This window comes from Variovorax sp. 05T418, from assembly GCF_056396385.1.
In genome coordinates, this window is record NZ_JBFTLJ010000011.1 from 40607 (window position 1) to 54316 (window position 13710).

Genomic DNA, 13710 nt, shown 5'->3' on the forward strand with positions numbered 1-13710 from the left:
GCTCTACGTAGTCTTGTCATTGGGGCGGCCATCCCCAAATCCTACAATTCCGCTCTACCTTTCAAGTACAAATCCAACAAGGCCGCCGCATGGTTCCGCATCTCGTCACCGCCCTGACCGGCCCGATCAACGAACTGGAACAGCGCGTCCTCGACTCCACGCCCGCCATCGAGCGCTGGTTCCGGCTCGAATGGATGGAGCACACGCCGCCGTTCTACAGCGCGGTCGACATCCGCAACGCGGGCTTCAAGCTGGCGCCGGTCGACACCAACCTCTTCCCCGGCGGCTGGAACAATCTCACCAAGGAGATGCTGCCGCTGGCGGTGCAGGCCGCGCAGGCCGCCATCGAGAAGATCTGCCCGGAAGCGCGCAACCTGCTGGTCATTCCCGAGAACCACTCGAAGAACACCTTCTACCTCGCCAACGTCGCCCAGCTGGTGCGGATCTTCCACATGGCGGGACTGAACGTGCGCGTGGGCTCGATCGATCCGGCCATCAAGTCGCCCAAGAAGATCGAGCTGCCCAACGGCGAGACCGTGTGCCTGGAGCCCGTGGTGCGCAGCAAGCGCCGCCTCGGGCTCAAGAACTTCGATCCCTGCACCATCCTGCTCAACAACGAGCTGACGGCCGGCACGCCGGGCATCCTGGAAGACCTGCACGAGCAGTACCTGCTGCCGCCGCTGCACGCGGGCTGGTCGGTGCGGCGCAAGAGCAACCACCTGCACAGCTACGAAGAGCTGTCCAAGCGCTTCGGCAAGCTGCTGGGCATCGACCCCTGGTTGATCAACCCGATCTATGCGCGCGCCGACGGCGTCGATTTTTCCGAAGGCCGCGGCATCGACGTGCTGACCAGCCACGTCGATGCGGTGCTGACCAAGGTGCGCCGCAAGTACAAGGAATACGGCATCAACGAGAAGCCCTTCGTCGTCGTCAAGGGCCATGTCGGCGGCGACGGCCCGGGCGTGGTCACCGTGCGCGACGCGAAGGAAGTCGAGGGCCTGGTCGGCAAGCCGCGCAGCGCTCCGGCAGGCAAGGCGGGCGCGGCCGCCAGGGAGCTGCGCGAGCCCGGCGAGGTGATCGTGCAGGAAGGCGTGCTGACCAACGAGCGCGTGCACAACGGCGTGGCCGAGCCGGTGGTCTACATGATGGACCGCTACGTGGTGGGCGGCTTCTACCGCGTGCATGCCGAGCGTGCGCCCGACGAGAACCTCAAGCTCCCGGGCGCGAGCTTCGTGCCGCTGGCGTTCTCCGAAAGCGCGCACCTGCCGCAGCCCGGCGCCAAGCCCGGCGCGAGCGCCCCGAACCGCTTCTACATGTATGGCGTGGTGGGCCGCCTGGCCATGGTGGCCGCGAGCTACGAGATGGAAGCCACCGATCCGGACGCCGAAATCTACGAATGATTTTCCGGGGCGGCTTGCGCGGGCTCCGGTCGGCGGCAAAATAGCGGCCCCACAGCAAAGGAAACAAAAGGGCGGAGGGGTGCGCGCGGCGGCTGGAAATTCCACCGCGGCAGCATCTCGGTGCGTGTGACGTCTGGTTACGCGCGGGCAGCCTCCCTTTTTCCCATCGACTTCGTGTCACCTCCCAAATCCACTTCCGCCGCCGCCTTGATCATCGGCGCCATCGGTGTCGTCTATGGCGACATCGGCACCAGCGTGCTGTATGCAGTCAAGGAAGTGTTCGGCCACGGCCACCTGCCGTTCACTGTCGAAAACGTCTACGGCATCCTGTCGATGTTCTTCTGGACGCTCACCGTCATCGTGTCGATCAAGTACGTGGTGCTGGTGCTGCGCGCCGACAACGAAGGCGAGGGCGGCCTGGTCGCCATGCTGGCGCTGGCCTCGCGCGCGGTGGCCGACAAACCCAGGCTGCGCCACGTGCTGCTGCTGGTGGGCATCTTCGGCACCTCGCTCTTCTATGGCGACGGCGTCATCACGCCGGCCATCTCGGTGCTTTCGGCGGTCGAGGGCCTCGAAGTGGTGTCGCCCCACTTCAAGCACTATGTGCTGCCGGTCACGCTGGTGGTGCTGTTCGGCCTCTTCGTGGTGCAAAAGCGCGGCACGGCGGGCATCGGCAAGTTCTTCGGGCCCATCACGCTCGCGTGGTTCCTGGCCATTGCGGTGCTCGGCGTGTCGCAGATCCTGCACCACCCTGAAATCCTCAAGTCGCTGAACCCCTGGTTCGCGCTGAAGTTCATGTGGGACAACCCGGGCACCAGCTTCATCCTGCTGGGCGCCACGGTGCTGTGCGTGACGGGCGCCGAGGCGCTCTACGCCGACCTGGGCCACTTCGGCAAGCGGCCGATCCGCGTGGCCTGGTTCACGGTCGTGATGCCGGCGCTCACGCTCAACTACTTCGGCCAGGGCGCGCTGCTGCTGGCGAACCCCGAGGCCGTGAAGAACCCCTTCTTCATGATGGCGCCCGAATGGGCGCTCGTTCCGCTGGTGCTGCTGGCCACGGCGGCCACCGTCATCGCGTCGCAGGCGCTCATCACGGGTGCCTTCAGCGTCACGCGCCAGGTCATCCAGCTGGGCTACCTGCCGCGCCTGAACATCGAGCACACGAGCGTGCGCACGGCGGGGCAGATCTACATTCCGCTGGTCAACTGGGGGCTGTTCGTGGCCATCGTGCTGGCGGTGGTCATGTTCCGCTCGTCGAGCAGCCTGGCCGCGGCCTATGGCATCGCCGTGACCACCGACATGCTGATCACCACGATCCTGACCTTCTTCGTGATCCGCTACGCCTGGAAGCTGCCGCTGGCGCTGTGCATTGCATCAACCGCGATGTTCTTCGTGGTCGACTTCCTGTTCTTCGCCTCGAACCTGCTCAAGCTGTTCGAAGGCGGCTGGTTCCCGCTGGTGATCGGCGGCGCCGTGTTCACGCTGATGATCACCTGGAAGGAAGGCCGCCGGCTGATGGGCGAGGTGCAGCGCGCCGACGCCATCGAGCTGAAGGCCTTTCTCGATTCGGTCTTCGAGAGCCCGCCCGCGCGCGTGGACGGCACCGCGGTGTTCCTCACCGCCGAACCCGGCGTGGTGCCCAATGCGCTGCTGCACAACCTCAAGCACAACAAGGTGCTGCACGAGCAGAACATGTTCGTGACCGTGCGCAACCACGAAGTGCCCTGGATACCGATGGACAAGCGCATCGAGATCGAGGCGCTCGGCCATCACTGCTGGCAGGTCACCGTGCACTACGGCTTCAAGAACGACATCGACCTGCCGCGCGCGCTCGACAACGCGCGCATGCGCGGCTGCCAGCTCGAGCCCATGACGACGAGCTACTTCCTCTCGCGCGACGTCGTCATTCCCACGCTGGGCAGCGGCATGGCGCCGTGGCGCGAGAAGCTGTTCGCGCAGATGCACCACAACGCGAGCGGCGCCGCCGCGTTCCTGGGGCTGCCGAACAACGCGGTGGTCGAGCTGGGCTCGAAGATCGAGATCTGATGATGACGGCGACGGGCCCTGCCGCGGCAGGCCGCCCGCCGCCGCTCAGCCCAGTCCCAGCATCTGGCCCAGGCTGCGCCCGGAAGCGGGCCGGTCGAGCGCGATGTTCTTCTCGAGCACCAGGAGGTGCGCTTCCATCAGGCGCACGGCCTCGTCCGCATCGCCGCGCGCAATGGCATCGACCACGTCCGCATGCTCGCCGTGTTCGCACGATGCATTGCCGGGCGGCTCGTAGAGCGCCACGATCAGCGAGCAGCGCGACATGAGCTCGCTCAGGTAGCGCTCCAGGATCGGATTGCGCGCGAGCTTCGCCACGCGCAGGTGAAAGGTGCTGGCCAGGCGCGCCCACTCGGGCTGCGCATAGCGGTGCATCGCCGCATGCTCCTGCTTCAGGTGGCGCCGCAGCTCGGCGACTTCGGCGCGCGTGGCATTGCGCACCGCCATGCGCACCAGCGCGGCCTCGAGCGCGCGGCGCGCCTCGAAGATCTGCCGCGTCTCCTCGGGCGAGGGCATGGCGACGATGGCGCCGCGGTTCGGCCGCAGTTCCACGATGTGGTCGTGCGCGAGCCGCTGCAGCACCTTGCGCACCAGCGCGCGGCTCACGCCGAACAGTTCGCACAGCGAGGCCTCCGGCAGCTTGGTGCCGGGCGCGAGGCGCTGGCTGGCCACGCCTTCGAAGACCGAGCGGAAGATGCGTTCCTCGATGTCGCCGTTGCCCTCGTTCTTTGCCGCGGCGCCGCCGGTGGGCGGCAGCTTGCGCCGGGTGGATCGCGGCGCGGTGGCGGGCTTGGGCGGCGAAGAAGAACGGGGCATGGCGCAGTCGATGGGGGAACCTGCCCATTATCGAGCGCGTGCGGCGCGTGCCGGGGCTTATGCAAAGTCCGCGGGCCGGTCCGCCGCAAGCTGCTGCATGTGCGATGCGATCGCCCCGGGCGTGGTGAACCAGATGTCGCCGCGGTCGCGCGCGCGGGCCAGGTGCGCGAGCGCGGTGCGCAGGTGGCGCAGCCGATAGGGCTGGCCCACGATGTAGGGATGCAGCGCGAGCCCCATCACCAGCGGCTGCGCGCGCGACTGCTCGCGCATCTCGTCGAAGTTGTCGACCACCATCGCGCTGAAATCCCTGGCGTCCATGAGTCGGCCCACGATCATCGGAATGTCGTTGAGCTCCTGCGGATACGGCACCGACCAGATCGAGCCGCCGCCGCGCGTGCGCATGCGCACCGGCTGGTCGTCGTGGCACCAGTTGAGCGTGTAGCCGTAGCCGGTCTCGGCCAGCAGGTCGGGCGTGACGGCGCTTTCCGAGATCCATGGCGACAGCCATCCGGCCGGCGCCTGGCCGCTTTCGCGCTGCATGCGCTCGCGGCAGCCCGAGAGCAAGGCGCGTTCGTGTGCCTCGTCCCATGCGCCCTGCCGCTCCGCATTGCTGTGGCCGTGGCCGATCAGCTCGTCGCCGCGCGCCACGCAGGCCTGGACCAGTTCCGGGCAGTGGTCGTAGAGAGCGGTGTTGACGAGCGCGCCCGCCGGCAGCGCCAGCGCATCGAACAGCTCGAGGCAGCGCCAGGCGCCCACGCGGTTGCCGTATTCGCGCCAGCCGTGGTTCAGCACGTCGGGCTGCGGCGAGGCCGGGCCGATGCAGGCGCCCAGCCCGTCGCCGAACGCGAAATGCTCGATGTTGAAGCCGATGTACACGGCCAGCCGTGCGCCGTTCGGCCAGGCGTAGTCGGGCCGCCGCGTGATCGGGCTGTAGCCGAAGCGGCCGTGCGTGGGCAGCCGCCCGGGCCAGCGTGCGGTCATGCGCGCGGCCTCACAGCACCGCCAGCCCGGCGCGCACCAGCAGCCATTCGGCGCTGTCGTTCCACACGTCCATGCGGCTGATGAGGCCGTGGCGCACCACGTAGCGGTCGACATAGCGGTTGCCTTCGAAGGCAGTGCCGTCGGGCCAGGCGCCGTAGAGCGTGCCGAGGCTGTAGACCACGGTTTCCTCGGCCGTGCCGCCGGCCACCACTTCGGTGCGCTCGATCTTCTTCTTCACCCAGGCGTAGCGCTTCGCATTGAAGGCCGAGGTGTCGCCGGGTGCCTGCATCTCGCGGTTGCCGGTGAAGCGGATGCGGATGTCGGGCGCGGTGAAGCGCGACGCCGATTGCGGGTCGGGAATCATCACGAGGCGAAGGAATTCGTCGACCACCTCGGCGGGCGTGGAAGGATGCGGCGATGGGGGTGCATCGGGCGAAGCAGGCGTGTTCATGGGTTCTCCAGCGTGGGGCCATGGCGGCGCATGGCGGAAAGCACGGCAGTGCTGCAGCAATTCTCGTGCCGATTGTCGACGTAACTTGGTGGAAATTGTCGACAATCCTTGAGGGCGCCGGCGGAACCGTCGGCTGGGCGGCGCCGCGGCGTCCCCGGCACAATCGCCCGATGCGTTTTTTCAAGGATCTGAGCCTCTCGGCCTTCACTGCGGGCTTCGTCGCGGTGCTCGTGGGCTTCACGAGCTCGGTGGCCATCGTGTTCCAGGCCGCGCAGGCCTTCGGCGCCACGCCCGAGCTTGCGGCCTCGTGGATGTGGGCGCTGGGCATCGGCATGGGCCTGCCGTCCATCCTGTTGTCGCTGTGGTGGCGCAAGCCGGTGATGATCGCCTGGAGCACGCCGGGCGCCGCGGTGCTCGCCGTGGCGGCCGGCAGCTATGGCATGGGCGAGGCGGTGGGCGCCTTCATCGCCTGCGCCGTGCTGGTCGTGCTGGCGGGCGCCACGGGATGGTTCGAGCGCGTGATGAACCGGATCCCGATGGCCATTGCCGCCGCGCTGCTGGCCGGGGTGCTCGCGCGCTTCGGGCTCGACGCGTTCATCGCCGCGAGAACCGCGCTGCCGCTGGTGCTGCTGATGCTCGGCACCTACCTGGTGGGCAAGCGCCTGCTGCCGCGCTATGCGGTGCCGCTCACGCTGCTGGCGGCCGTCGCCTTTGCGGCCGCGCGCGGCGAGATGAGCGTTTCCGCAGTGCAGCTCTCGCTCACCTGGCCGGTGTTCACCATGCCGGTGTTCAGCTGGCAGGCCATCGTGAGCCTGGCGCTGCCGCTCTTCATCGTCACCATGGCCTCGCAGAACCTGCCAGGCGTGGCGACCATCCGCGCCGCGGGCTACGGCGACCTGCCGGTCAGCAAGATCATCACGGCAACCGGCCTCGCCACGCTGGTGCTCGCGCCCTTCGGTGCCTTTGCCCTGAACCTGGGCGCGATCACCGCCGCCATCTGCATGGGCCGCGAGGCGCACGAAGACCCGGCGCGCCGATACACGGCCGCGGTGAGCTGCGGCGCGCTCTATGTGGTGATCGCCTTCTTCGGCGCGGCGGTCACCGGGCTGCTCACGGCCTTTCCGAAGGAACTGGTCGCCGCCATTGCCGGCCTGGCGCTGCTGGGCACCATCGGCAGCGGGCTGGCCGCCGCGGTGCGCGACGAGCCGCACCGCGAGGCCGCGGTCATCACCTTCCTGGTGACGCTCTCGGGCGTGGCCATCGCGGGCATCGGCTCGGCCTTCTGGGGCGTGGTGGCGGGCGCGCTCGCACTCGCGGTGCAGCAGGCCGGGCGCACAAAGGCCTCCGCCGGCAAGGGCATCGCCGCTTCCGGCAACATCGCGCCAGACAGCAGCAACATGGCGGCCACACCCGGCGCCGGAAAGACTCCCAGATGAAAAACATCCTCTTCGTCGCCGATCCGCTCGATCACTTCAAGATCTACAAGGACACCACCTTCTCGATGATGCGCGAGGCCCAGCGCCGCGGGTACCGCATCGCGGCCTGCCTGCCGGAAGAGCTGCAGTGGGTGTCGGGCGGGCTGGTCACGGCCAACGTGCAGCAGATCACGCTCACCGGCGACAGCAAGGCCTGGTACCGCGAGGACATCCGCGAGTCGAAGGCGCTGAAGGACTTCGACGCGGTGCTCATGCGCAAGGACCCGCCCTTCGACGCCGAGTACATCTACGCCACCCACCTGCTCGAGCAGGCCGAGCGCGAAGGCGCGCACGTGGTCAACAAGCCGCGCGCACTGCGCGACCATCCCGAGAAGCTCGCGATCATGGAGTTTCCGCAGTTCACCACGCCCACGCTGGTCACGCGCAGCGCGCAGGCCGTGCGCGACTTCCATGCCGAGCACGGCGACATCATCCTGAAGCCGCTCGACGGCATGGGCGGCATGGGCATCTTCCGCGTGAGGCAGGACGCGCTGAACCTCGGCTCCATCGTCGAGACGCTCAACAAGAACGGCGCCGAGACCATCATGGTGCAGCGCTTCGTGCCCGACATCGTGCAGGGCGACAAGCGCATCCTGATCATTGCGGGCGAGCCGGCGCCCTTCGTGCTGGCGCGCATTCCGCAGGGCTCCGAAGTGCGCGGCAACCTGGCGGCCGGCGGCAAGGGCGTGGCGCAGCCGCTCACGCCGCGCAACCGCGAGATCGCCGAAACCGTGGGCCGCGCGCTCGCACCGCGCGGCCTGCTCCTGATCGGGCTCGACGTGATCGGCGACTCGGTGACCGAGATCAACGTGACCAGCCCGACCTGCTTCCAGGAGATCACCGAGCAGACCGGCTTCGACGTGCCGGCAATGTTCATCGACGCGCTGGAGAAAACCCTGCGTCCTGCCTGAGCGCCGGGGCCGCGCCGGCCGGTTCGCGCTGGCGCCGGTCCTGCAGCCGCCGCGAGCGCAGCTTGCGCGCCCAGATCACGATGCCCGTGATCGACAGCATCGCCACCGCAAGGCCCATGGCCGACATCAGGATGCGCCCCGGCAGCCCGAGGATGCGCCCGCCATGCAGCGGCAGCTGCAGCTGCGCGAACACGTCGGCCGCCGTGCCGTGCCACGGCCGGTTGCTGCCGATCAGGTGACCGTCGCGCCCGTCGAGGTAGAGGTTCGACAGGCCCATGCCGTCGCTGTCGTCGTGCGAGGCACGGTCGAAGAACGAGATGTTGTAGAAGCCGCCGCGCGCGTTGTAGAACACGCCGCCCAGCGGCGTGGTCCAGCCACGGCGCCGCGCCTCGGCATCGGCCCGCGCCACGATCTCGCGAAAGCCGATGGCGGGCTCGATGCGCGTGCCCAGCGGCGCGAGCGGCACCAGCGCCGACGGTCCCGGCGTGGTCTTCGACACCAGCGAGAGCATCGGATGGAACACCTCCTTGTAGAGGTTCAGCGAGAACGAGGTGAAGGCGATGACGATGATCAGCAGCCACATCCACAGCCCGCCCGCGCGGTGCAGGTCGAAGTTGAGCCGGTAGCCGCCGGCCGCCCAGCGCACCGTCCAGGCCGGCTTCCAGCGCTGCCACCAGGCGCCCGCGGGCCGGTGCGCCGGATGCACTGCCTGGCGCAGCCGGCGCGGCGTCGTGAGGTAGAGCGCGACAAAGCTGTCGAGCAGCCACACCAGCGCCACCGTGCCCATGATCCAGTAGCCCAGCCGGTCGGTGCCCCACATCGCCGGCACGTGCAGCATGTAGTGCAGCTTGCGCAGGAAGGGCATCAGCGTCTCGGGCTTGAGCGAGATCGCGGTCGAGTCGCGGCGGCCGCGCACCTCGGCCGTCACCGGGTCGACGAACACCTGGTTGTAGCCGAGCCTGAAGGGCTTGCCGGTCGCCGGGTCGGTGCGCGGCTGCACGAAGTAGCCGGCGGCGTGGCCTTCCTCGAAACCCAGCGGGAGGTAGGCGACCCGCGCGCGCGGATCGTGCGCCTCGACCGCGGCGGCGAGCTCGAACGGATCCTTGAAGGGGCCGCGGCTCGCGGTGTCGTAGAGCTTGCGGTTGAGCCAGCCGTCGATCTCGTGGTCCCACGAGATGACGGCGCCGGTCAGCCCCGAGACGACGAGGAACAGGGCCACCGCCAGTCCCGCCCAGCGGTGCACGGCGGTTGCAAGGGCGCGCATCAGAACTCGAGCGTGGCCGAGAGGTTGAACGTGCGCGGCGCGCCGAGCACCAGGTAGCCGGAGCCGGGATAGCCGCCGACCGAGGACCAGTAGTTGCGGTCGGCCAGGTTCTCGATGCGCGCGCGCAGGGTGAGCAGCTTGCCGCTCACTTCGGTCACGTAGCGCGCGCCGATGTCCACGCGGGTCCAGCCCGGCACGCGCAGCGTGTTGGCGGCATTGGCGTAGCTCGATCCGCTCGCCACCACGCGGCCGTCGAGCGAGAGGCCCTGCACGCCCGGCACGTCCCATTCGACGCCGATGCTGCCCTGCGCCTTGGGCACGCCGATCACGCGCTTGCCGTCGGTGGTGCTGCTGCCCGTGTCCTTCTGCTTGGCGTCCAGCCAGGTCACGCCGCCCAGCAGCCGCAGGCCCTTGCTGACCTGGCCGAAGACGCTGAGCTCGGCGCCCTGGTGGCGGTCCTTGCCGTTCGCGGAGAAGTAGTTGCCCTGCACGAAGGCGCGCGGCTTCTCGGTGGAGAAGAAGGCGAGGGTGCCGCCGACCTGGCCGGCGTCGTACTTGATGCCGACCTCCTTCTGCTTGGAGACGTAGGGACGCAGCTGCTGGCCGGCGTTGAGCACCGGCTGGCCGCCGGACTGGGCGGGCGCGGTTTCGCCCTGCGCCAGCCCTTCGATGTAGTTCGCATAGACCGACAGCCGGTCGTTGGCCTTGAACACGATGCCCGCCAGCGGGCTGGTGCGGCTCTGGTCGTACGAGGTGACGGTGCCGCCGGCGGCGGTCTGCCGGCCGTTGCTCACGATGCGGTAGCCGATGTCGGCGGTCTCGATCGTCTGGCGGCGCGCGCCCAGCGTCAGGCGCAGGCGGTCGTCCATGAAGGACAGCGTGTCGCCGATGGCCAGGCTCTTGAGCGTGGTGGTGCCGTTGAGCGCGGGGTTGGCGAGGTCGTTGCCCAGGTAGGTCAGCGCCGGCGGGAAATAGCTGCGCGGAGAGTAGATGCCGGTGTTGAGCGTGCCGCCGGCGCCCAGGCCCATGCCGTAGGCGTTCTTCTTCTCGAGATCGAAGTAGGAATAGCCCAGCACCCATTCATGGCCCACGCCGCCGGTGCGCAGCTTGCCGCGCACGCCGATCTCGGCCGTCTTGACCTTGTCCTCGCGCGTGTTGTCGAAGCGGGTCATCGTGGCCGCGCCCGTGAGGCCGTTGGAGACCGTCGGGCCCGCGAGGGAATTGTTCTCGTAGCTGCTGCGCGCGCCGGCGGCGGCCCAGGCCGTGATGTCCGGCGTGATGTCGTACTCGCCGCGCACCGAGCCGAAGGTGTCGCGCTCGTAGGAATAGGTCCAGGGCTGCGCGAAGTTCGTGCTGTTGTCGGGCGCCCTGGGCACCAACGTGACGCCGCTGCCGAGCGTCACGTTGGGCCGCGTGTTGCGCAGGCGGTGCTCCTGGTGGCCGATGTCGGCCGAGATGCGCGCATCGCGGCTGCGCCAGTCCAGGCCCACCGAGAGCACGTCGAGCTTGACGCCTTCGCCGTCCACGCCCGTGCCGCCGTCGCGGTGCGCGGCGTTCAGGCGCACGCCCACGCTCTGGTCGGGGCCGAAGCGGCGCGCGATGTCGGTTGCGGCATAGGCCTGCGAGCCGCTGGCCGTGCCCAGCGTGACCTGCGTGAGCGGCTCGTTCGGGGCGCGCTTGGGCAGCAGGTTGATGTTGCCGCCGATGCCGCCGCCCGAGGGCGTGGCGCCGTTCAGGAACGCGCTCGCACCGCGGAACACTTCCACGCGCTCGAACAGTTCGGACGAGATGTACTGCCGCGGCAGCAGGCCGTAGAGCCCGTTGTAGGCGATGTCGTCCGAGTTGACGATGAAGCCGCGGATGAAATACGACTCCTGGAAGTTTCCGAAGCCGCGCGCCACGCGCACGGTCGGGTCGTTCTGCAGCACGTCGGCCACGCTCCGGGCCTGCTGGTTCTGGATCAGCTCGTGGGTGTAGCTGGTGCCGGAGAACGGCGTGCTCATCATGTCCTGGTTGCCCAGGATGCCGACGCGCCCGCCGCGCGCCACCTGGCCGCCGGCGTAGGGCTTGGTCAGGCCCTCGGCCGAGGCGTCGGCGCTGGCTTCGACGGTGACGGTGGCCAGCGTGCCGTTCGATGAAGACGGCGAGGGCGAGGCGGCTGGCTGCGCCGCGGTGGTCTGTGCAAGGGCGGCCACGGCGTGAAGGGCGAGCAGCGAGGCGGCCACGGTCGGGCGAAGCCGGGGAAACGGAGCAGCGGACATGGAACGGTTCAATCTGTAATACAAATGAGAACCGTTATTATTCGATAACAAAGCCCATGATTTCGAAACTTTCCCGCCATGTTGCGGAAAAGTGTCAGGGGAAAGTCGTCAATCGAAGCCCTGCCGGACAGGGCCGCTTCAGAACGGCGCCAGCTGCCCGTCCACGAACACGTGCAGCTCGCCGGGCGCGAAGGCCGTCCAGCTTTCGTTGGTGGTGAGCGGCGCGGTCACGACCACCGCCACGCGGTCGTTCGGCGTGGTGTGCTGCGCAAAGTCGATCTCCAGGTCTTCGTCCGACAGCTGCGCCGTGACGAAAGGATGGCGCCGTTCCACGTACCAGAGATGCGTGGAGGCATGGGCCCAGAGCGCCTGGCCGTTCGACAGCATGAAGTTGAAGGTGCCGTGGCCCGCAAGCTGCGGCGCCAGCTCGCGCAGCGTGAGCGTGAGCTCCTCGATGCTCGGCACGCCCGCATGCGACTTGGCCAGCTCCTGCATGATCCAGCAGAAGGCGTGCTCGCTGTCGGTGTTGCCCACCGGGTGGAAGTTGCCGTGCAGCCGCGGGCGGAAATCCTTCAGGTCGCCGTTGTGGGCGAACACCCAGTAGCGGCCCCACAGCTCGCGCACGAAGGGGTGGCAGTTCTGCAGGTTGACGGCGCCCTGCGTGGCCTTGCGGATGTGCGCAATGACGTTGCGGCTCTGGATCGGGTAGCGCCGGATCAGCTCGGCCACCGGCGACTCGCTCGCGGGCATGTGGTCGACGAAGTGGCGCAGCCCGCGGTCCTCGAAGAAGGCGATGCCCCAGCCGTCGGCATGGTGGTCGGTGCGCCCGCCGCGCTGCGCGAAGCCCGTAAAGCTGAAGGTCACGTCCGTGGGCGTGTTGCAGTTCATTCCAAGCAGTTGGCACATGGCGCTATTAGAGCGCGAGCGCCGCCCGCCCGGCGAACCCCATCGCCGGTTCAGCGCACGAAGCGGCCTTCGGGCGTGACGCGCACCATCTCGATGAAGCGCGAGCCGGCATTGGCGCCGGTCGAGAAGTCGATGTCCATGCCGGCCAGGCGCAGCCTGAACGCCCGCAGCGTTGCATGCAGGCGCGCGCGCGTCAGGTCGCGGCCGGTGCGCTTGAGCGCCTCGATCATCACCAGCGCGTTCAGGTAGCCCTCGAAGCTGCCGTAGCCCACCGGCACCTGCGCGCGCTCGGCCAGGCGGCGGTAGTCGCGCGTGACGGATTCCACCTCGCCCCAGGGGTAGGGCATGACCTGCGAGATGGCCAGGCCGCTGGCCTGCAGCTGCACCACCTTGGCCGTGACCTCGCCCGGCACGATCGACATGCCGTAGAACATCGGCTTGCTGCCGGCCGCATAGGTCGCCTTGATCACCTCGCCGGCCACGGTGCCGGCCAGGTACATCAGCACGGCCTGGGACTGGCTGTCGGCCAGCATCTTGCCGGCGGCCGCGGAGGTCGAGCCGTCGCCCTTCACCGACACCACCAGGGCGGGGGCCTGCTTGTTCGTGGCCATGGCCGCCTCGATCAGCTTCACCGCCTCCACGCCGCCGGGATTGTCCAGGTGGGCGATCGCGATCTTGTTCACGCCGATGGTCGACAGGTGCTCGACCAGCGCCTGCGCTTCGCGTGCATTGCTGGCGCGCACGAAGTAGGCCGAGCCCGCCACGCGTTCGCGCGCGCTGTCGCCCACGCCGTAGCCGCCGACGCTGGGCGCGCCGCTTTGCTGCAGCAGCTTGGCCGCGGCGGCCGTGGTGCCCGAGCCCACGCAGCCGAAGAACGCGAACACGCGGTGGTCGTTCAGCAGCTTGGCGTAGTTCTCGACCGCCTTCTCGGGCTTGAGCTCGTCGTCCAGCGCCACCAGCTTGATCTTGCGTCCGCCCACGCCGCCCTGCTCATTGATGGCGTCGAAGGCCAGCGCGGCGCCGTTGTGCACCACCTTGATCTGCGAGCCGAGCGGCCCGCTCAGCACGGCCGAGCTGCCGAGCACGATCTCGGTGTCGGTCACCCCGGATTCGGCCGCTTGCGCGGACGAGAGATGGGCCAGGCCCGCTGCGAAAACCGCCGTTCCGGCGACAAAACTTCTGCGTTGCATGAAACCCATCCC

General features: G+C 68.7%; 11 protein-coding genes. 4 read left to right on the top strand and 7 right to left on the bottom strand.

Features of this window, described 5'->3' with window-relative positions:
- The first annotated feature begins 89 nt into the window (after positions 1-89).
- Both gshA and AC1DMS_RS21500 read left to right on the top strand, forming a co-directional pair.
- A complete protein-coding gene (gshA, locus tag AC1DMS_RS21495) occupies positions 90-1400 on the top strand; it encodes a glutamate--cysteine ligase (RefSeq protein ID WP_012745589.1) in 1311 nt (436 codons plus the stop codon).
- A 174-nt stretch (positions 1401-1574) separates the two neighbouring features.
- Positions 1575-3446, top strand: a complete 1872-nt coding sequence (locus AC1DMS_RS21500) for a potassium transporter Kup (RefSeq protein WP_026283919.1) — start codon at positions 1575-1577, stop codon at positions 3444-3446.
- Between the two features lie 45 nt (positions 3447-3491).
- Here AC1DMS_RS21500 and AC1DMS_RS21505 read toward each other — a convergent pair whose 3' ends face one another.
- From AC1DMS_RS21505 to AC1DMS_RS21515, 3 genes are read right to left on the bottom strand one after another with little or no spacing between them, the layout of a single operon-like run.
- Positions 3492-4259 carry a GntR family transcriptional regulator gene (locus tag AC1DMS_RS21505; RefSeq protein WP_478181790.1) on the bottom strand — a complete coding sequence of 256 codons (768 nt, stop codon included), beginning with the start codon at positions 4257-4259 and terminating at the stop codon, positions 3492-3494.
- Between the two features lie 57 nt (positions 4260-4316).
- Positions 4317-5240: a polysaccharide deacetylase family protein gene (locus tag AC1DMS_RS21510; RefSeq protein ID WP_478181791.1), complete on the bottom strand. Its 924-nt coding sequence runs from the start codon at positions 5238-5240 to the stop codon at positions 4317-4319.
- A gap of 10 nt (positions 5241-5250) precedes the next feature.
- Positions 5251-5691 (bottom strand): hypothetical protein, encoded by a 441-nt coding sequence (locus AC1DMS_RS21515; RefSeq protein WP_018903989.1) that lies wholly within the window; start codon positions 5689-5691, stop codon positions 5251-5253.
- A 170-nt stretch (positions 5692-5861) separates the two neighbouring features.
- On the opposite strand from AC1DMS_RS21515, the gene AC1DMS_RS21520 reads away from it, so the two are divergent.
- Entirely contained in the window at positions 5862-7127 is a 1266-nt protein-coding gene (locus AC1DMS_RS21520; RefSeq protein WP_478181792.1) for a benzoate/H(+) symporter BenE family transporter, read from the top strand.
- Positions 7124-8077, top strand: a complete 954-nt coding sequence (gene gshB / locus AC1DMS_RS21525) for a glutathione synthase (protein WP_478181793.1) — start codon at positions 7124-7126, stop codon at positions 8075-8077. The genes AC1DMS_RS21520 and gshB overlap by 4 nt, the downstream gene beginning before the upstream one ends.
- On the opposite strand, the gene AC1DMS_RS21530 is transcribed toward gshB, so the two are convergent.
- From AC1DMS_RS21530 to AC1DMS_RS21545, 4 genes are all read right to left on the bottom strand, one after another.
- Positions 8040-9341 (bottom strand): PepSY-associated TM helix domain-containing protein, encoded by a 1302-nt coding sequence (locus AC1DMS_RS21530; protein ID WP_478181794.1) that lies wholly within the window; start codon positions 9339-9341, stop codon positions 8040-8042. The genes gshB and AC1DMS_RS21530 overlap by 38 nt on opposite strands.
- A complete protein-coding gene (locus tag AC1DMS_RS21535; RefSeq protein WP_478181795.1) occupies positions 9341-11602 on the bottom strand; it encodes a TonB-dependent receptor in 2262 nt (753 codons plus the stop codon). The genes AC1DMS_RS21530 and AC1DMS_RS21535 overlap by 1 nt, the downstream gene beginning before the upstream one ends.
- Positions 11603-11740: 138 nt before the next feature.
- On the bottom strand, positions 11741-12508 hold the full coding sequence (locus tag AC1DMS_RS21540) for a class II glutamine amidotransferase (protein WP_012745598.1): 768 nt from the start codon (positions 12506-12508) through the stop codon (positions 11741-11743).
- A gap of 50 nt (positions 12509-12558) precedes the next feature.
- On the bottom strand, positions 12559-13698 hold the full coding sequence (locus tag AC1DMS_RS21545) for an ABC transporter substrate-binding protein (RefSeq protein ID WP_012745599.1): 1140 nt from the start codon (positions 13696-13698) through the stop codon (positions 12559-12561).
- Positions 13699-13710: the final 12 nt, after the last annotated feature.

What these genes read in the sequence shown, in the direction of transcription:
- gshA (WP_012745589.1), top strand. Translation starts at nt 90, where the DNA reads ATGGTTCCGCATCTCGTCACCGCCCTGACCGGCCCGATCAACGAACTG.
- AC1DMS_RS21505 (WP_478181790.1), bottom strand. Translation starts at nt 4,259, where the DNA reads ATGCCCCGTTCTTCTTCGCCGCCCAAGCCCGCCACCGCGCCGCGATCC.
- AC1DMS_RS21510 (WP_478181791.1), bottom strand. Translation starts at nt 5,240, where the DNA reads ATGACCGCACGCTGGCCCGGGCGGCTGCCCACGCACGGCCGCTTCGGC.
- AC1DMS_RS21515 (WP_018903989.1), bottom strand. Translation starts at nt 5,691, where the DNA reads ATGAACACGCCTGCTTCGCCCGATGCACCCCCATCGCCGCATCCTTCC.
- AC1DMS_RS21520 (WP_478181792.1), top strand. Translation starts at nt 5,862, where the DNA reads ATGCGTTTTTTCAAGGATCTGAGCCTCTCGGCCTTCACTGCGGGCTTC.
- gshB (WP_478181793.1), top strand. Translation starts at nt 7,124, where the DNA reads ATGAAAAACATCCTCTTCGTCGCCGATCCGCTCGATCACTTCAAGATC.
- AC1DMS_RS21530 (WP_478181794.1), bottom strand. Translation starts at nt 9,341, where the DNA reads ATGCGCGCCCTTGCAACCGCCGTGCACCGCTGGGCGGGACTGGCGGTG.
- AC1DMS_RS21535 (WP_478181795.1), bottom strand. Translation starts at nt 11,602, where the DNA reads ATGTCCGCTGCTCCGTTTCCCCGGCTTCGCCCGACCGTGGCCGCCTCG.
- AC1DMS_RS21540 (WP_012745598.1), bottom strand. Translation starts at nt 12,508, where the DNA reads ATGTGCCAACTGCTTGGAATGAACTGCAACACGCCCACGGACGTGACC.
- AC1DMS_RS21545 (WP_012745599.1), bottom strand. Translation starts at nt 13,698, where the DNA reads ATGCAACGCAGAAGTTTTGTCGCCGGAACGGCGGTTTTCGCAGCGGGC.